Annotated in this window: 17 protein-coding genes; 7 read left to right on the top strand and 10 right to left on the bottom strand. The window is 73.5% G+C overall.

The genetic code is table 11. The features are described from left to right. Positions 1-58: 58 nt before the first annotated feature. From ACIP94_RS20165 to ACIP94_RS20155, 3 genes are all read right to left on the bottom strand, one after another. On the bottom strand, positions 59-1,447 hold the full coding sequence (locus ACIP94_RS20165) for an MFS transporter (protein WP_402427561.1): 1,389 nt from the start codon (positions 1,445-1,447) through the stop codon (positions 59-61). A 66-nt stretch (positions 1,448-1,513) separates the two neighbouring features. Beyond that, entirely contained in the window at positions 1,514-2,281 is a 768-nt protein-coding gene (locus ACIP94_RS20160; protein ID WP_402427030.1) for a glycerophosphodiester phosphodiesterase, read from the bottom strand. Then, the gene (locus ACIP94_RS20155; RefSeq protein ID WP_402427027.1) at positions 2,278-2,925 is read right to left on the bottom strand and encodes a YitT family protein; all 648 of its coding nucleotides are present in this window, start codon (positions 2,923-2,925) and stop codon (positions 2,278-2,280) included. The genes ACIP94_RS20160 and ACIP94_RS20155 overlap by 4 nt, the downstream gene beginning before the upstream one ends. Before the next feature lie 141 nt (positions 2,926-3,066). Here ACIP94_RS20155 and ACIP94_RS20150 point away from each other — a divergent pair, with 141 nt between their 5' ends. Further along, positions 3,067-4,566, top strand: a complete 1,500-nt coding sequence (locus ACIP94_RS20150) for a PLP-dependent aminotransferase family protein (protein WP_402427024.1) — start codon at positions 3,067-3,069, stop codon at positions 4,564-4,566. Positions 4,567-4,606: 40 nt separating this feature from the next. On the opposite strand, the gene ACIP94_RS20145 is transcribed toward ACIP94_RS20150, so the two are convergent. Together ACIP94_RS20145 and ACIP94_RS20140 are read right to left on the bottom strand one after the other, a co-directional pair. Further along, positions 4,607-6,160 (bottom strand): ATP-binding protein, encoded by a 1,554-nt coding sequence (locus ACIP94_RS20145; RefSeq protein ID WP_402427021.1) that lies wholly within the window; start codon positions 6,158-6,160, stop codon positions 4,607-4,609. A gap of 38 nt (positions 6,161-6,198) precedes the next feature. After that, positions 6,199-6,393, bottom strand: a complete 195-nt coding sequence (locus ACIP94_RS20140; RefSeq protein ID WP_234516932.1) for a hypothetical protein — start codon at positions 6,391-6,393, stop codon at positions 6,199-6,201. Positions 6,394-6,726: 333 nt separating this feature from the next. Here ACIP94_RS20140 and ACIP94_RS20135 point away from each other — a divergent pair, with 333 nt between their 5' ends. The 5 genes from ACIP94_RS20135 to ACIP94_RS20115 all read left to right on the top strand — a co-directional run bounded on the left by ACIP94_RS20135 (position 6,727) and on the right by ACIP94_RS20115 (position 12,265). Next, positions 6,727-7,119 carry an ankyrin repeat domain-containing protein gene (locus tag ACIP94_RS20135; protein ID WP_402427017.1) on the top strand — a complete coding sequence of 131 codons (393 nt, stop codon included), beginning with the start codon at positions 6,727-6,729 and terminating at the stop codon, positions 7,117-7,119. A 301-nt stretch (positions 7,120-7,420) separates the two neighbouring features. Next, positions 7,421-8,839, top strand: a complete 1,419-nt coding sequence (locus ACIP94_RS20130; RefSeq protein WP_402427014.1) for a HEAT repeat domain-containing protein — start codon at positions 7,421-7,423, stop codon at positions 8,837-8,839. Between the two features lie 158 nt (positions 8,840-8,997). After that, on the top strand, positions 8,998-10,161 hold the full coding sequence (locus ACIP94_RS20125; RefSeq protein ID WP_402427011.1) for a glycosyltransferase family 4 protein: 1,164 nt from the start codon (positions 8,998-9,000) through the stop codon (positions 10,159-10,161). Next, a complete protein-coding gene (locus ACIP94_RS20120) occupies positions 10,158-11,411 on the top strand; it encodes a glycosyltransferase (protein WP_402427008.1) in 1,254 nt (417 codons plus the stop codon). Before ACIP94_RS20125 ends, ACIP94_RS20120 begins: the two co-directional genes overlap by 4 nt. Then, a complete protein-coding gene (locus ACIP94_RS20115) occupies positions 11,408-12,265 on the top strand; it encodes an SGNH/GDSL hydrolase family protein (protein WP_402427005.1) in 858 nt (285 codons plus the stop codon). Before ACIP94_RS20120 ends, ACIP94_RS20115 begins: the two co-directional genes overlap by 4 nt. Before the next feature lie 69 nt (positions 12,266-12,334). On the opposite strand, the gene ACIP94_RS20110 is transcribed toward ACIP94_RS20115, so the two are convergent. The 5 genes from ACIP94_RS20110 to ACIP94_RS20090 are packed head-to-tail and all read right to left on the bottom strand — an operon-like array spanning position 12,335 to position 16,747. Next, entirely contained in the window at positions 12,335-13,204 is an 870-nt protein-coding gene (locus ACIP94_RS20110; RefSeq protein WP_402427002.1) for a biotin-dependent carboxyltransferase family protein, read from the bottom strand. After that, positions 13,201-13,818, bottom strand: coding sequence for an allophanate hydrolase subunit 1 (locus ACIP94_RS20105; protein WP_402426999.1), 618 nt, complete (start codon positions 13,816-13,818; stop codon positions 13,201-13,203). Before ACIP94_RS20105 ends, ACIP94_RS20110 begins: the two co-directional genes overlap by 4 nt. Further along, positions 13,815-14,567, bottom strand: a complete 753-nt coding sequence (locus ACIP94_RS20100; RefSeq protein ID WP_402426996.1) for a LamB/YcsF family protein — start codon at positions 14,565-14,567, stop codon at positions 13,815-13,817. The genes ACIP94_RS20105 and ACIP94_RS20100 overlap by 4 nt, the downstream gene beginning before the upstream one ends. A 42-nt stretch (positions 14,568-14,609) precedes the next feature. After that, a complete protein-coding gene (locus ACIP94_RS20095) occupies positions 14,610-15,431 on the bottom strand; it encodes a putative hydro-lyase (protein WP_402426993.1) in 822 nt (273 codons plus the stop codon). Continuing rightward, positions 15,428-16,747 carry an MFS transporter gene (locus tag ACIP94_RS20090; protein WP_402426990.1) on the bottom strand — a complete coding sequence of 440 codons (1,320 nt, stop codon included), beginning with the start codon at positions 16,745-16,747 and terminating at the stop codon, positions 15,428-15,430. The genes ACIP94_RS20095 and ACIP94_RS20090 overlap by 4 nt, the downstream gene beginning before the upstream one ends. Before the next feature lie 168 nt (positions 16,748-16,915). On the opposite strand from ACIP94_RS20090, the gene ACIP94_RS20085 reads away from it, so the two are divergent. Further along, complete coding sequence (locus ACIP94_RS20085) at positions 16,916-17,623, top strand: GntR family transcriptional regulator (RefSeq protein ID WP_402426987.1); 708 nt, start codon at positions 16,916-16,918, stop codon at positions 17,621-17,623. Positions 17,624-17,696: the final 73 nt, after the last annotated feature.

Raw genomic sequence — 17,696 nt, 5'->3', positions numbered from 1 at the left:
CAGTAACGGTACGCCTGGCAGGCCAAACGCGTACACTACCGCCCTTTGCCATCAGGTACTAAATCCTTTCGGGTACCGGATTCCCCGCGTCGCGCACCGCCTGCCGCACCGGAACGCGTGCCAGCAGGACGAAGCCGAGGGCGAAGAAGGCCACCAGCGAGACGATCGCGTCCCGGTAGCTTCCGGTCAGCTGGTAGGTGAGCCCGAACAGCAGAGGGCCCAGCCAGCTCATGCCGCGGTCGCTCAGCTCGTACGCCGAGAAGTACTCGGCCTCCTTGCCGGGCGGCACGAGATGTGAGAACAGGGAGCGGGAGAGTGCCTGGCTGCCGCCGAGCACCAGACCGATGCAGGCCGCGAGGAGGAAGAATCCCACCGGCGCGCCCGCGGGCAGGAAGTAGCCGGCGCCGAGCGTGAGCGTCCAGGCGACGAGCGAACCGAGGATGGTCCGTTTGGCGCCGTGGATGCGTGCCAGGCGCCCCATGCCCAGGGCCCCGCCCACCGCCAGCACCTGCACCAGCAGTACAGCGGTGATCAGCGTGGACTGACTCAGTCCCAGCTCCTCGGAGCCGTACACCGACGCCTGCGAGATCACCGTCTGGATGCCGTCGTTGTAGATGAGGTAGGCGAGCAGAAAGGCCAGGGTGAGCGGTTTGCCCCGCATATCCCGTATGGTGGCCGCCAGTTGCCGCCAGCCGTGCACCGCGGGCGCCGAGGGCGCCGAGGACGCCGAGGACGCCGAGGACGCCGTACGGCGGTCGCGCAGCCGCCGGAGCGGTACGAGGGTGAAGGCGCCCCACCACAGGCCCGCCGAGGCCAGGCAGATGCGGACCGCCATGGACTCCGACAGGCCGAAGGAGTCGTGCGCTGTGAACAGGACGAGGTTCACGATCAGGACCAGGGAGCCGGCCGCGTAGCCGAAGGCCCAGCCGCGCGAGGAGACCGCGTCGCGCTCCTCCGGCGGGGCGATCTGTGGCAGATAGGAGTTGTAGACGACCATCGAGACGGCCATCGACGCGTTCGCGACGATCAGCAGGAGACCGCCGACGAGATAGCGGTGGCCGTCCAGAAAGAACAGGCCCGTGGTGGCCGCGGCACCCAGGTACGCGCAGAGGGCGAGCAGGGGCTTCTTCCGGCCGGTACGGTCGGCCGCCGCACCCGCGAGCGGCATGACCAGGATCGCCAGGACCACGGAGGCGGACACCGCGTACGCGAAGAACGAGCCCGCCCGCACCGGAATGCCCAGCGGGTGGACGTACCCGTCGGCGTCCGCCGCCGACTTGGCCACCGCGGTCAGATAGGGCCCGAGGAACACGGTCAGCACGCTCGTCGAATAGACCGAGCACGCCCAGTCGTAGAAGTACCAGCCGTGCTGTTCCCGCTTCCGCAGGGCGGCCTCGTCTGCCTCCCCCTCGGAGGGTGGGACACGCTCTCCGGGGGGAACCCCCATCGCCCGCCCGGTGTCGGTGTCCACCCGTGGCCTCGCTTCCCCGCAGTACGTGGTCGTGCGCGGGCGTCAGACCCAGGTGCCCCGGTCCTCGAAGACCTTGCGCAGTGTGTCGATGTGATCGGTCATGATGCCATCCACTCCCAGGTCCAGGAGCCGGTGCATCTCCTCGGGTTCGTTGATCGTCCACACATGCACCTGAAGCCCGAGCGCGTGAGCGGTGCGCACGAAACGACGGTCGACCACGGGCACGCCCGACTGGGAGCAGGGAACCTGGGCGGCGACCGCCGAGCGGCGCACCCGCACGGGCAGTCCCCATGAGCGCAGCCGAAGGCCCAGCACACCGCGGATGCCGTAGGACGTCGCCAGCCGCGGCCCGGCCAGACGCTGGGCGCGTGCCACGCGTGCCTCGGAGAACGAGCCGACGCAGATCCGGTCCCAGGAGTCGGTCCGCCCGATCAGTTCGAGCAGGGGGAGCAGGCCGGGCTCCGCCTTGACGTCCACGTTCCAGCGCACCTCGGGGAACTCCTCGAGCAGGTCCTCGAACAGCGGCACGGGCTCGGTGCCCGCCACCCGGGCCTGGCGCACATCGCTCCAGGGCAGGTCGGCGATCCGGCCCGCCCCGTCGGTCACCCGGTCCAGGGTCGCGTCGTGGAACGCCACCAGCTTGCCGTCGGCCGTGGCGTGCACATCCGTCTCGATGTACCGGTAGCCCGCCGCGACGGCACGCCGGAACTGGGCCGCGGTGTTCTCCAGGCCGTCCGCCGCCCCGCCCCGGTGGGCGAAGGCGATCGGACCGGGATGGTCGAGATAGGGATGGCGTACGAGGGTGGTCACCGAGGCAGTATCGCCCGTTCCGGTTGCCCGGTGGCAACGACCGTGCTGCGGCCCGATGCCCCGGGGACGGCGAACACGCGCAGGAAGAACTGGGCGAGCGGGCCGATGGACAACGCGTACAGGACCGTGCCCACGCCCACGGTCCCGCCGAGGGCGAAGCCGGTCGCGACGACGGCGACCTCGACGGCCGTGCGGAGCAGCCGGATCGACCGGCCCGTGCGCCGGTGCAGTCCGGTCATCAGGCCATCGCGCGGGCCGGGCCCGAAATCCGCAGAGATGTACAGGCCGGTCGCGACGCCGTTGAGCACGATGCCCGCGAGGAGCAGGGGCACCCGCACGGCCAGGGAGCGGGCCTCGGGGAGCACCGCGAGGGTGGCGTCCATGGCGAAGCCGATGACGAGCACGTTGGAGACGGTGCCGAGGCCGGGACGCTGACGCAGCGGTATCCACAGCAGCAGCACGGTCGCGCCGACGAGGGTGAGCACCAGGCCCATGCTGAGTCCGGTGAGTTCCGACAGACCCTGGTGGAGGACGTTCCAGGGTTCCAGGCCCAGGCCCGCCCGCACCAGGAGCGCGGAGCTCGCGCCGTAGAGCGCCAGGCCCACGTACAGCTGGGGGAGCCGGCGCCCGAGCCGGCTCTTCATGGACGTGTCATTGGACGGGTCGAGAGACGGCTCGGCGGACAAAAGGTACCCCCCTGTGGTGGTGTTGGCCTGGTGCATGTCACTCTGTGGCTTGGAAAGTGAAGCCATCCATGGCCAATTCGGGGAAGGTGGACTGGGAACATGGCGCAGTGGACCTCGGCGGTGGGGGCGGCACAGCTCGCCCGGCTGCTCACCTCCCAGCAGGACCGCCCCGGGGGCCCCGGCACCCGCCGCCCGCCCGCCTACCGCGCGCTCGCCGACGGCATCCGGCTGCTCGTCCTGGAGGGCCGCGTGCCGGTCGCGGCCCGGCTGCCCGCCGAGCGGGAGTTGGCGCTCGCCCTGTCCGTGAGCCGGACCACGGTCGCCGCCGCCTACGAGGCACTGCGTACCGAGGGTTTCCTGGAGTCCCGCCGCGGAGCGGGCAGCTGGACCGCCGTGCCGGCCGGGAACCCGCTGCCCGCACGCGGCCTCGAACCCCTCCCGCCGGAGGCCCTGGGCTCCATGATCGACCTGGGCTGCGCGGCGCTGCCCGCGCCCGAGCCCTGGCTCACCCGCGCGGTGCAGGGCGCCCTGGAGGAACTGCCGCCCTACGCGCACACGCACGGCGACTACCCGGCGGGCCTGCCCGCGCTGCGCGCCATGATCGCCGAGCGCTACACGGCACGCGGCATCCCCACCATGCCCGAGCAGATCATGGTGACCACGGGGGCCATGGGCGCGATGGACGCGATCTGCCACCTCTTCGCCGGGCGCGGCGAACGCGTCGCCGTCGAGTCGCCGTCATACGCCAACATCCTCCAGCTCATGCGGGAGGCGGGTGCCCGGCTGGTGCCGGTGGCCATGGCCGAGGGTCTCGGCGGCTGGGACCTGGACCGCTGGCGCCAGGTGCTGCGCGAGGCAGCGCCGCGCCTGGCCTATGTCGTCGCGGACTTCCACAATCCGACGGGCGCGCTCGCCGACGAGGACCAGCGCCGCCGCCTGGTGGAGGCGGCCCGGTCCGCGGGGACGGTCCTGGTCGTCGACGAGACCATGAGCGAGTTGCATCTGGAGGACGGGCTGGAGATGCCGCGACCGGTGAGCGGCTTCGATCCGGCGGGCTCCACCGTCATCACCGTGGGCTCGGCGAGCAAGGCGTTCTGGGCGGGCATGCGCATCGGCTGGGTGCGGGCCGCCCCCGATGTGATCCGCAGCCTGGTCGCGGCTCGCGCCTACGCGGACCTGGGCACGCCGGTGCTGGAACAGCTGGCCGTGAACTGGCTGCTCAGTGCGGGCGGCTGGGAGCAGGCGGTGGGCCTGCGGCGCCGGCAGGCCCGGGAGAACCGGGACGCGCTGGTCGCCGCGGTGCGCAGGGAGCTGCCGTCGTGGGAGTTCTCGGTGCCGCAGGGCGGCCTGACGCTGTGGGTGCGCACCGGCGGCCTCTCGGGCTCCCGGCTGGCGGAGGCGGGGGAGCGGGTCGGCGTCCGGGTGCCCTCCGGGCCCCGCTTCGGCGTGGACGGCGCCTTCGAGGGATATGTCCGGCTGCCGTTCACGGTGGGCGGCGCGGTGGCCGAGGAGGCGGCGGTCCGGCTGGCCGCCGCCGCGCGCCTGGTGGAGACGGGGGTCTCGGGGCCGGGGGAGGCGCCGCGCACGTTTGTCGCCTGATCCCGGGCCGCTTTCGCGCGCCGGGGCGGTGACGGCCCCCTCAGCCCTCCGCGGCCAGCGCCTCGACCCCCACCGCCGCGACCGGCGCACTGTGCCGCGGCAGCAGCCCCAGCACCGCTTGCCGGTGGCTCTCGCTGGTCGCGTCGTCGTACGGGTCCGGTGTGGCCGGCACCTGGAGACGGTGGACCGGACCCGAGCCCATGCGCGCGTAGCCCCGGCCCGGCGGGACGTCCCGGACGGGCGTGGTGTGCGGGGGCACACCGAGCACCCTCTCCAGCTCGTCCGGGGCCGCGGGGCCGAGCACCACGCGCGCGCGGGTGTACTGCCGCACGGCGTCGGACAGTCCGTCCAGGGCGTCGAGCTGCTCGGCCACCACGACCGTGACGTTCGCCGCGCGCCCGTGCCGCAGGGGCACCTGGAGCAGCGTCTGGGGATCCGCGCGGCCGTCGGCGGCGGCGAGATGACCGAGCGCGCCGGGCCGGTCCAGCAGGATCCACAGCGGGCGCCTGATGTCGTCGGGCGGGGCGTTCCCGGCCTGCCGCGCGCGGTTCGCGGTGATCAGCCGACGCTCCGTCTCATGGGTCGCCCACTCCAGGCTCGACACCGCGCCGACGAGGCCCGACTCCACGGACAACACGCCGTCCCGGCCCGTCAGGCACGCGTACTCGCCGGTCTCGCCGCCCTCGATGATCAGGACGTCACCGTGCTGCAACGCCTGGAGGGCGATGGAGCGCACCAGGGTCGTCGTCCCGCTGCCGGGCGCGCCCGCGATCAGCAGATGCGGCTCGGTGGAGCGGGAACCCGTGCGCCACACCACCGGGGGCACATCACGCCGCTCGTCGCCGTGGGTGAGCGGAAGCGTGCGCTGGACGCCGGTGGGGTCGGTGAAGCCGAGGACCGTCTCGCCCGGTGCGGTCACGAAGCGCTGTGCGGCGATGTCGGTGGGCAGGGGCGGCAGCACGGTCACCGTCAGCTCGTTGGCCTCCTCGTCCCAGGCGAAGTGGTACTCGCGGCCCCGGCCGGACTTGGCGTGCAGGAGCTGCTCGATCCGGGCCCGTGAGGCGGCCTCGCCGTCGGTGAAGTAGGCGGGATAACGGATGCGGAGCCGGGAGATCCGGCCGGTGCCGTCGAAGTCGTAGGAAGGAAAGGCCTGGGCCCAGTCCCCGCCGTGCGCGTAGAGCGGATCGGGGTCCTGGGCGGCCGAGAGGTACGGCACCAGCGCCTCGTACAGGGTCCGCAGGCGCTTGGTCTGCGCGTCGTCCGGCCCCGAGGGCTGCGGCTGTCTGCGGTCGCGGCCCTTCCAGGCCGCGGCCGCCATGAGCGTGAGTCCGGCGAGCAGGGGCCCGTACGGCACCAGGGCCACGACCAGGATCACCGAGGCGACCAGGAAGAGGAGCGGTCCCCGCCGGTCCTTCGGTGTGGCCGCCCACCGGCGCCGCCCCGCCCCGGCCAGCCGGTGCAGGCCGCGGGTGAGGAGGAACAGCGGCTGGAGGACGTCGCCCGCGCCACCGGCCGCCGTCCGGGCCAGCTGCCGGCTACGGGCGATCCGGGAGCTGCCGTCGCGCAGGATACGGGGGAGTGGGCGCCGGGCCACGTCGTTCTCCTGGGGGTGCGTGTGGGGCGGGAGCGGAGTCAGAAATTGATCCCTCCGAGCAGGCTCGCAAGGCTCTGGCCGCCGGCCTTGATGCCCGGGGCGATGCCGGTGCTGGCGAGGTAGAAGCCGAAGAGGGAGCAGATTGTGGCGTGCGAGCCCTTGAGCCCGTCCTTCCTGAAGAAGAGGAAGACGCAGGTGCCGAGCAGCAGCACACCGGAGATGTTGAGGACCATGTGCTCTCCTGGATCGCGGGGACTGTCACCATGAGTACTTCCAGGCTCACAGCATGTATCCATACGATAAAAGGTGCAAACGGGTGAAATCATCAGAATTCCCCCCGGCTGGCGGACGTGCCCTGTAGGGATGGCGCCCGTGGGAACGCCGCGACCGACGCTGTCGTGATCTTTGCCTGTCGGGGTGCCGGTCATGTGCCACGGAAGCCAGTACGCTGGCGATTCACCCGTACGGCGGCATGGCTCGCCGTCGTACGCGCCCCTGTACGACGGCATCGCTCGCTGTCGTACGCTCCCGCAGTCCCCAAGTCGTAGTGAGAGGCGGTCAGGCCGATGAGTGAAGCCCCCGACCCCGAGGTCGTGGAGCTGGCGACCAAGATCTTCGATCTGGCGCGCCGAGGCGAGACCGAGGCGCTCGTGGCGTACGTCGACGCCGGCGTTCCGGCCAACCTCACCAATGACCGCGGCGACTCCCTGGTGATGCTCGCCGCCTACCACGGCCACGCCGACGCCGTCCGGGCCCTGCTGGCGCGGGGCGCGGAGGCGGACCGGGTCAACGACCGAGGCCAGACCCCGCTCGCCGGGGCTGTCTTCAAGGGTGAGGTGGAGGTCATCCGGGCGCTCCTGGACGGCGGCGCCGACCCAACCGCCGGGACGCCCTCGGCCGTGGACACCGCCCGGATGTTCGGCAAGAACGACCTGCTCGAACTGTTCGGCGCACACTGATCCGAATGCCCTGACCAGCGAAGGCAACGAAAACGGGGGAGGCGGTACGGGGCCGCCCGAAATAAGGTCGCGGCAGCGTGAGACGCCGGGTCATCATGACGTCGTGGTTCACGGACGCGATGGCTGGGCAGGTGTTGCCGCACCGCGCGGACCGTGATGCGGTCCGCACGGGCCACCGACGAGAGGCAGAGGAAGATGGTCTACAGCAAGCAAGAGACGGCGGGCGCTCCGACGTGTTGTCACGCGGCCAGGTAGTGCGTGTTCCCCGGTTGCGTCGACGCTTGATGTGAGGCTGTTTCCCATGTTCGAACCGGTCATAGCGCCCAGTGGAACGCTGCTCGGCCTCCTCCAGAGGGGCCGCGGCGACGGCACGCTGCACGCGCTCACCGCCCCGCGAGCCGAGGCGCTCGCGGCTCTCAACCACTGTGTGCTGCGCGATCCCCGCCACGACTGGCAGGTGGAGAACCGCTCCCTGTACTACGCCCGGCTCTACCTCGATCTGAACGGCGAGCTGGACGAGATCGAGGCCCATCTCTTCGGCGCCGAGGACGTCCTCGACACCGAGGAGTGCCGCACCGGGCTCGCCCTCGCGGTCCTCGGACACCTCGCCTCCTACGGCAGGCGTGACGCGCTCGAACTGCTGCGCAGGTACGCCGCCTCGGGCAGCAACTGGGCCTGGGCGCTGGACGAACTGGCGCTGCGGGACGACGACGCGGGGCTGCGCGCCCTCGCCGCTCCCGTGCTGGCCCGCTTCCCGGCCGACGCCGAGGGCGAGGCCGAACTCGCCGCCGCCGTCCGGGACGCCTTCGAGCCCCGGCCCTGGCGGCTGTGGGCCGACGACCCCCGCGACTCCGTCGCCACACGCGTGCGTGCCGCGCAGGAGGCCGGCTGCTTCGACCGGTGGCAACGGCAGATGCGGCCCCAGGGCCCCCGGCCGGGCTGGAGCGTCCAGGCCGTATTCGACTGGGCCCAGCAGGGCATCGAGCGGGGCGCCGCCCTCCATGTGCCCGCTGCCCGCTGTCTCACCGCCGTCGCGGGTCCCGAGGACCGGCCCGAGATCGTCCGGGCCGCCCGCTCCGGGAGCGACGGCGCGCGCTGCACCGCCCTGCGCTATCTCGCCGGCGGCAACGACCCCGACGCGCTCGACCTCGTCGAGGACGCCGTGGCCACCGGGTCCGCGCTCGTAGTGGACGCGGCCGTGGACGCCTTCGAACGGATGCGCAGTGTGGCCGCCGTCGACCGGGCGCGCGGCTGGGCCCGCCGGCCCGACGCCCTCGGGGCCGCCGCCGGCCGGGTGCTGGCCTGCCGGGGCGGCGCCCAGGACCGCGAGCTGGTGCTCGCGGCGCTGCGGGAGGCGGTGCGGGGCGAAGGCCCCGACGCACCTACCCTGTGGACCCTCGTCGACGGCGCCGGACGGCTCGGCATCGCCTGCGCCGCACCGGTCCTGCGCCACGTCTACCGGGAGACCGCCTCGTCCCATCTGCGGGGCCGCGCCGCCCGCGCGCTGGCAGCCACCGACCCCTCCTTCCCCGCAGGGTTCGCCGTCGAGTGCCTGTGGGACTGCGAGGAGTCCACCCGCGAGATCGCCGCACGGCACGCCGAGACCGGGGACATCCGCGTCGTGGAGCAGCTGCGCCGGCTCGCCGCGGACCCGGCCGAGGAGGCCGAGGTCCAGACAGCCGTGCGCAGCCGGATCGGACCCGACATGCCCACCGCGTGAACGCATGCCCGCCGTATGAACGTTCGGTGACCCAGGAGTCAGGAGCGTATGGACGGGGGCTGACCTGCTCGGCTGCGCAGCTCAACGCTCATGGGACGTTCCCCGGCCGGAAAGATCGACGTTGACGCGGCCACGTCCGGCGCGGCGAGAACACGGGTATGCGTGTCGTCATCGTGACCGAATCCTTTCCCCCCGATGTGAACGGCGTGGCCCACTGCGCGCTCCAGACCGCCCGGCACCTCGTCGATCGCGGTCACGCTCCCCTCGTCGTCGCTCCCGCCACCTCCCGGTCCTCGGCCTCGTCCGACCCGGGAGGTGCCGCCGCCGGGACCGCGGCCGACGCTCTCGCGCCGTGCCCCGTGGTCCGTGTCCCCTCCCTTCCGCTCCCCGGCTACCCCCAGGTGCGCGTGGCACTCCCCAGCCGACGCGTCGCCGCGGCGATCACCGCTCACCGCGCCGACATCGTGCACCTGGCCAGCCCCTTCGTCCTCGGCGTCCGCGGTATGGCCGCCGCCGCCCGGCTCGGCATCCCCGCCGTGGCCATCTACCAGACCGACCTGGCCGGATACGCCCGTACCTACATGGGCGCCGGTGAGGCCGCGGCCTGGCGGCGCATCCGCTCCGTGCACGGCGCCGCCGACCGCACCCTCGCGCCCTCCAGCGCGGCCCGCAACGACCTGGAGGCGCACGGCGTGCCCCGGGTCCAGCTCTGGCCGCGCGGCGTCGACACCGTCCGTTTCCGGCCGGACCTGCGCGACGAGACGATCCGGCGGGAACTCGCCCCCAACGGAGAGCTGATCGTCGGCTATGTCGGCCGGCTCGCCCCCGAGAAGCACGTGGAACTCCTCTCCGGGGTCTGCGGCCTTCCGGGAGTCCGCGTTGTCGTGGTGGGCGACGGGCCCAGCGAGACGACCCTGCGGGGCGCCCTGCCCGGCGCCGTGTTCCTGGGCCGCCGCACGGGTGACGAACTCGCCCGGATCTTCGCCTCCCTGGACGTGTTCGCGCACACCGGCCCGTTCGAGACCTTCTGCCAGACCGTGCAGGAGGCCATGGCGAGCGGAGTACCGGTCGTCGCACCCGCCGCCGGGGGACCGCTGGACCTGGTGGCCCACGCCCGCACCGGGCTGCTCGTCCCGCCCGGCGACGCGACCGCCGTGCGGGACGCCGTGGGGGCCCTGGCGGCCGATCCGGCGCGGCGGACCGGATATGGAGCCGCCGCACGCGCCACCGTCGAGGGCCGCACCTGGGCGGCCGTCGTCGACCAGCTCATCGGGCACTACGAGGACGTGCTCGCCGCCCGCAGGGCGGTGGTGGCTGCATGAGCTTCGCCACCGAGCGCTTCGGCGACGGTCTGCGGATCGTACGGCTCGCCAACTTCGTGGCGCCCTCGTCGGGCGGACTGCGCACCGCCCTGAGGGAACTGGGCAAGGGCTTCAAGGAGGCCGGACACGAGCCCGTCCTCGTCGTGCCGGGCGAGCGTCACACCGACCGCATGACCGAGCAGGGCCGGGTCATCACCCTGCCCGGTCCGCTGCTCCCCCGCACCGGCGGCTACCGGGTCCTCACGGACAAGCGGCGCCTCGCCGCCCTCCTGGAGGACCTGGTCCCCGACCGCCTGGAGGTCTCCGACCGCACCACGCTGCGCTGGACCGGCAAGTGGGCGCGTCGGTCCCGGATCCCCGCCGTGATGGTCTCCCACGAGACCGCCGACGGCGTCCTGCGGACCTGGGGGCTGTCCGAGAACCTCTCCCGGCGCGCCGCCGACGCCCTCAACACCCGCACGGCCCACACGTACGCGCGCGTGGTGTGCACCACCGAGTTCGCCGAGCGGGAGTTCGTCCGGATCGGCGCCCGCAACGTCGTACGGGCCCCGCTGGGCGTCGACCTGGAGCAGCGTCACCCCTCGCTGCGGGACCCCGGGTTGCGCGACCGGTACACGCGCGCGGACGAGACGCTGCTCGTCATGTGCTCCCGCCTGTCCGTGGAGAAGCGGCCCGGCACGGCCCTGGACGCGCTGGAGGCACTGCTGCGGCGCGGGCGGCGCGTGGTGCTGGTGGTCGCCGGGGACGGACCGCTGCGCGCCCGGCTGGAACAGCGGGCACGGGAACGGGAGCTGCCGGTGACCTTCCTGGGTCACGTCCGCGACCGGGAACTGCTCGGATCGCTCCAGGCCACGGCGGACCTCTGCCTGGCCCCGGGACCCGCCGAGACCTTCGGGCTGGCAGCCCTGGAGGCGATGGCCTGCGGCACGCCCGTGGTGGCCAGCGCCTTCTCCGCGCTGCCCGAGGTGATCGGTTCCGCCGGGGCCACCGCCGTGAACAGCGGGGACGCCTTCGCGGACGCGGTCGACCTGCTGATGGAGCGGACCGAGGGCGAGCGCCGGGAGGCGGCACGCGCGCGTGCCGAGTGCTTCGGATGGAAGACCGCGGTGGACGCGTTCCTCGCCGCGCACGACGCCCAGCCGGAGAATGCCCCCGCGCACGAGACCCCGTCGCACGACGCGCGGCCGCGTGTCACGCCCTCGTCCGTCGAGCCCCGGGTACCGGACGCCGCTCGGGAGGGAGTCGCATGAGACCCCTGCGGTTCGTGGCACTCGGTGACTCGCTGACGGAGGGCGTGGGCGACCGTGTAGGGGAGGCCTGGCGGGGGTGGGCACCCCTTCTCGCCGGGGGGCTCGCCCCTGCGGAGGGGGCGGCGGAGTTCATCAACCTGGCCGTCAGCGGCGCCCAGACACGGGACGTCCTGGAGCGGCAGACCCCGCGGGCGCTCGCCCTGCGTCCGGATGTCGTCTCTGTCGTCATCGGCGTCAACGACACCCTGCGCTACACCTTCGACATCCACGCCGTCGCCGCCCGGCTCGACCAGGTCTACGCGGCCTTCCGGGCCCGGAACGCCGTGCTGCTCACGGCCTGTCTGCCCGACCCGGGGTCGATGCTGCGGCTGCCCGGGGCCCTGGCGCGTCCGCTCGCCAGGCGGCAGCGGGCCGTGAACGCGGTCGTGCACGCGCTGTCCGAGCGGTACGGGGCCGTCCATCTGCACGCCGCGGAAGGGGACTGGATCAGCGACCGCGCGATGTGGAGCGCGGACCGGCTGCACCCGGGGGAGCGCGGGCACCGGCAGCTCGCCCTGCAGTTTCACGCCCTGCTCGCCCGGGCGGGTGTCGCCACCGGTCCCGGGCCCTCGCCCGAGCCCGAGTTCCCCGCGCCCTCCCGCTCGGCCAACCTCTGGTGGCTCGCCACCGCGGGGACGGGCTGGGTGGCCCGGCGGTGCACGGACCTGCTGCCCCAGCTGCTCACCCTGGCGGCCGCCGAGGTACGCCACAAGGCCAGGGGGACCAGCGCCCGGCTCGACCTGAGCGCCTCGCACGCGGTGGCGTCCGCGCTTGCCGCCCTGTCGGTGGCCGACCAGCAGCCGGACGCCGCCTGACCGGGCCGCCCAGGGCGTACTGCGAAAGTCCCGTCGTTCCCCCGAAGGGCGGGACTTTCGCAGTACGCCCTATCGGCGGCTCACGGCCGCGAACCGCAGGGGGGTGCCCGGGGGCGCCTGCGCGGCCGCGGCGAGGTCGGCGGCGCGCACGACCCCGATCACCGGATACCCACCGGTTGTCGGATGGTCGGCCAGGAACACCACGGGCCTGCCGTCGGGCGGGACCTGGACCGCTCCCAGGACCATGCCCTCACTGGGCAGTTCGCCCGCCCGGGTGCGCTCCAGGGCGGGACCTTCCGTGCGCAGGCCGATGCGGTTGCTCGCGGCGGACACCCGGTACGCGCGCGTGACGAGGGTGCGGAACGCGTCCGCCGTGAACCAGTCGTCCCGCGGGCCCGGCGTCACCCGTAGCACCAGTTCGGCCGGGGGACCGGGCGGGAAGGCCGTGTCCACGCGCGCGGGGGGACCGGCCGGCCTCCCGAGCGGGAGTACGGCGCCGTTCGCGAGCGGCGGCGGCCCGAGCCCGGAGAGCAGATCCGTGGAGCGGCTGCCGAGCACCGGCTCGACGGCCACCCCGCCCGCGACCCCCAGGTAGCTGCGCACCCCGGCCCGTGCGGGCCCGAGGTCGAGGAGCGCGCCGCCCGGGACGCGTACCGGTGCGCCCCAGGGCGCCGGGCGGCCGTCCACGGTGACCGCACAGGGCGCGCCGCCGACCGCCACGGTGACCGCCGAACGCGGCCGCAGGGCGCAGCCGTTGAGCGTCGTCTCCAGCACGGCCGCCTCCGGCGGATTGCCGACGAGCCGGTTGACGAGCGCCGCCGCGGGCGCGTCCAGCGCCCCGGAGCGCGGCACCCCGAGGTGGGCGTGGCCGGGCCGCCCCCGGTCCTGCACGGTGGTCAGTGCCCCGGCCCGTACGACCGCGAGCGCACGGTCCGTCATCCGGACCCCACCGGCACGAAGCGGACCCGGGCCCCCGGAGCGAGCAGCGCGGCCGGTACGCGCGCGTGGTCCCACAGCACCGTGTCGGTCGAGCCGATGAGCTGCCAGCCGCCCGGAGACGAGCGCGGGTACACACCCGTGTACCGGCCCGCGAGGGCCACCGAACCCGCGGGGACGGCCGTGCGCGGGGTGGCGCGGCGCGGCACACGGTAGCGGTCCGGCAGACCGGTCAGATAGCCGAAGCCGGGCGCGAACCCGCAGAACGCGACGCGGAACTCGGCCGCCGCGTGGATCCGCCGCACCTCGTCGGGCGGCACGCCCCACAGCGCCGCCACCTCCGGCAGATCGGGGCCGTCGTACCGTACGGGAATCTCGATCGGCTCCCGCGCGCGTGGCAGGACCCGCGGGACCTCCCAGCCGGGGAGCCGGGACGCGACCCGGGAGGGGTCGGACACGCCGTCGAGAAGGACCGAGCGGGCCGCCGGGACGATCTCGTCCGCCGACAGTTCCCCGGCGGCCCGGCGGCGCAGCAACTCGGCGTGCAGGGCCTGGGCCTCCTCCCCGGAGGAGACCTCGACCAGCAGGGCCGCGTCACCGACCGGCAGCACTCTCATGCGAAGGCCTCCACGCGCACGCCCGCCGCCTCCAGCTCGGCGCGCACCCGGCGGGCCAGGTCGACCGCTCCGGGTGTGTCGCCGTGCAGGCACAGGGAGCGTGCCCGTACGGGGATCTCGCGTCCGGAGCGGGAGGTGACGGTCCCGGAGCGGGCGAGGCCCACCGAGCGCCCGACGACCGCGTCCGGCTCCGTGATCACCGCGCCGTCCTCGCCGCGCGGTACGAGCGTGCCCTCGTCCGTGTACGCACGGTCCGCGAACGCCTCGGTGACAACGGGGAGTCCGGCCTTCCCGGCGACCTTCAGCAAGCGCGACCCGGGCAGCCCCAGGACGGCCAGGGCCGCGTCGGCGAGAAGGACGCCGTCGACGACCGCCTCGGCCTGCCGCTCGTCGTGGACCACCCGGTTGTAGAGCGCGCCGTGCGGCTTCACATACGACAGGCGGGAGCCCGCCGCGCGCGCGAAGACCTCCAACGCACCGATCTGGTAGGCCACTTCGGCCGCGAGTTCGACGGGCGGCACGTCCATCGCGCGCCGCCCGAAACCGGCCAGGTCGCGATAGGAGACCTGGGCGCCGATCCGTACGCCGCGTTCGGCCGCCAGCTCGCACACCCGCCGCATGGTGACCGCGTCCCCGGCATGGAAGCCGCAGGCCACATTGGCACTCGTGACGACCGACAGCAGCCGCTCGTCGTCGGTGAGCCGCCAGCGGCCGAAGCCCTCGCCGAGGTCGGCGTTCAGATCGATCATGACCCCTCCTGGTCACCCGGCGTCCCGACGCGGTGCTGGTCGTCATCCGACGCGGTACTGGTCGTCGCGGGCGTCGGTGATGAACATCTGCCCCGGTGCGTGGGTGATGGCGAACGGCGGCCGCGAGGCCGTCACCGCCGCCTGCGGGGTCACTCCGCAGGCCCAGAACACCGGGATGTCGTCCGATTCGGCGTCCACCGGGTCGCCGAAGTCCGGCCGGCCGAGGTCCTCGATGCCGAGGGCCGACGGATCGCCGCAGTGTACGGGGCTGCCGTGCACCGCCGGGAGCAGACCGCTCTCCCGGATCGCGGCGGCCAGGTGCCGCGGGGGAACCGGGCGCATGGAGACCACCAGGGGGCCGTGCAGCCGCCCGGCCGGACGGCACTCACGGGCGGTCACATACATCGGGACGTTGCGGCCCTGCTCGATGTGGCGCAGGGGGACGCCCGCGTCGGCGAGCGCCCACTCGAAGGTGAAGCTGCACCCGATGAGGAAGGACACCAGGTCGTCGCGCCAGTGGCCGAGCACATCGGTGGGCTCGTCCACCAGCTCGCCGTCGCGCCATACCCGGTAGCGCGGCAGGTCGGTGCGCAGGTCGGCGCCGTCCGCGAGGATCGTGCCGAAGGAGCCGGCGTCGGTGACGTCCAGAACCGGGCAGGGCTTCGGATTGCGCTGGCAGAACAGCAGCATGTCGTAGGCCCAGTCCGCCGGGACGGAGATCAGGTTGACCTGTGTGTGGCCCGCGGCGGCCCCGGCCGTGGCGCCGGTCAGCCCCTTGCGGAAGCGGGCCCGGGCCTCCCGCGGAGTCCACGCGTGCGCGCGTGCGTCGACGGCGGTCACCAGGCGGTCCTCCGTGCGGTTCACAGCAGCTCCTTCCCGCGGGTCTCCGGCAGCCCCAGCAGCGCGAGCGCCGCGAGGCCGTACCCCACCGCGCCGAAGACCAGCGCACCGCCCACGCCCCAGCTGCCGGCCAGGTAGCCCACCAGGGTGGGGAACACGGCTCCGACGGCGCGACCGGTGTTGTACGTGAAGCCCTGGCCCGTGCCCCGCACCGCCGTCGGGTACAGCTCGCTCAGGTAGGACCCGAAGCCGCTGAAGATCGCCGACATGCAGAACCCGAGCGGGAAACCGAGCACCAGCAGCAGGGTGTTGGCGCCGCTCGGGATGTTCGCGTACACCAGGACGCAGAGCGCCGAGAGCAGCGCGAACAGCCAGATGGTGCGCCTGCGGCCCAGCCGGTCCGTGAGATGGCCGCCGGTCAGATAACCGATGAAGGCCCCGGAGATCAGGAACGTCAGATAGGAGCCGGTCCCGACGACGGACAGGCCGCGCTCCGTCTTCAGATAGGTCGGCACCCAGGTCGCCAGGGTGTAGTAGCCGCCCTGGACGCCGGTGGAGAGCAGGCTCGCGAAGACTGTCGTGCGCAGCAGCCCCGGTGCCCCGTCCGTTCCCGGCCTGAAGATCGCCGCGAAGGAGCCCCTGTCCGCGCTGTGTTCGCGCCGGGCCCGCGCCTGCGGGGCGTCGTGGATCCGACGCCGCATCCAGAGCACCAGCAGCGCGGGCAGCGCGCCGGTCCAGAACATCACCCGCCAGGCCAGGCCGTCGTCCACGAAGGAGAAGACCAGGGTGTAGACGGCGGCGGCCAGCGCCCAGCCCACGGCCCAGGAACTCTGCACCGCGCCGAGCGTGCGGCCCCGGTGCCGGGCGCTCGCGTACTCGGCGACCAGGATCGCGCCGACCGCCCATTCGCCGCCGAAGCCGAGCCCCTGAAGGGCGCGGAAGACCAGCAGCGTCCCGTAGGTGGGCGCGAAGCCGCAGGCGACGGTGAAGACGGCGTAGGTGATCACGGTGATCATCAGGGCCCTGACCCGTCCGACGCGGTCGGCGACCACACCCGCGACGGCGCCGCCGACCGCGGAGACGATCAGGGTGACCGTGGTGAACAGGCCGGTCTGGCCGCTGTCCAGGCCGAAGTACGCGGCCAGCGCGACCATGCTCAACGGCAGGGTGAAGTAGTCGTACGCGTCCAGGGCGTAGCCGCCGAAGGCACCCGCGAAGGCGCGCCGGCCGTGCGGCCCCAGGGCCCGCAACCAGCCCAACGCGCCGTCGTCGGCGGTGCGTTCGGCCGTGTCCGGCCGGGCGTCGGAGGTCAGGGCCTTGGGAGGAGGGGTCGAGCTCATGGGCACCTCGCAGTTGAGGGACGGAGGGTGCTGGGAACCGAGCCGTGCCGTGCGCCACGGCGCCGCGGTGGGAGCGGGCGGCACCGTACGGAGCAAGGTAGGGGATCGTTGAACGATCCTTCAATACCCGTGTTGTTTCGTCCTCGTATCTGCGCTTGAATTCCGGGCATGGCAGAGCAGCTGACGGGACTGGCCGACGACCGCGCCCTCCTCGGGCGCACCAGCACCGCCGAGCGGGTCGCGGACATCCTCAGAAGCCGGATCGCCGAGGGCTACTTCCCGCCCGGCACCCGGCTGTCCGAGGACAGCATCGGCGGCGCGCTCGGCGTCTCCCGGAACACGCTGCGCGAGGCGTTCCGGCTGCTCACGCACGAACGGTTGCTGGTCCACGAGTTGAACCGCGGGGTCTTCGTGCGGGTGCTGGCCGTCGAGGACGTCGAGGACATCTACCGCGTCCGGGGACTCGTGGAATGCGCCGTCGTACGCGGCCTCGGCACGCCGCCGTACGCCGTGGACGGGCTCGCCGAGGCGGTCGCCGAGGGGCAGCGGGCGGCGCGCGAAAGTGACTGGAAAGGGGTGTCCACGGCGAACATCCACTTCCACCGGGAGCTGGTGGCCCTCGCGGGCAGCGAACGCACCGACGAGCTGATGCGCAGCGTCTTCGCCGAACTGCGGCTGGCCTTCCATGTGGTGGACGACCCGCGCCGGCTGCACGAGCCGTACCTCGCGCGCAATCTCGAGATCCTTCGGACCCTGCGGGCCGGGGAGCGCGACCGGGCCGAGGAACTGCTCCGGGTCTACCTCGACGACTCACGGGCGGGCCTCGTCGAGGTCTACGGGCGCCGGGTGGCCGACGGGGGCCGGACCGGCGGCTGACCGGCGCCCTCCGGTGCCGCCTGACCGCCCGGCTGCGATGCCGCCCAACGCCGCGTTCCGGTGACGTCGGGCC

Origin of the sequence: Streptomyces sp. NPDC093261 (genome assembly GCF_044753645.1) — a bacterium.
Lineage (GTDB): Bacteria > Actinomycetota > Actinomycetes > Streptomycetales > Streptomycetaceae > Streptomyces.
Note: the sequence above shows the minus strand (reverse complement) of the source record. Positions and strands in the feature narration are given on the sequence as shown.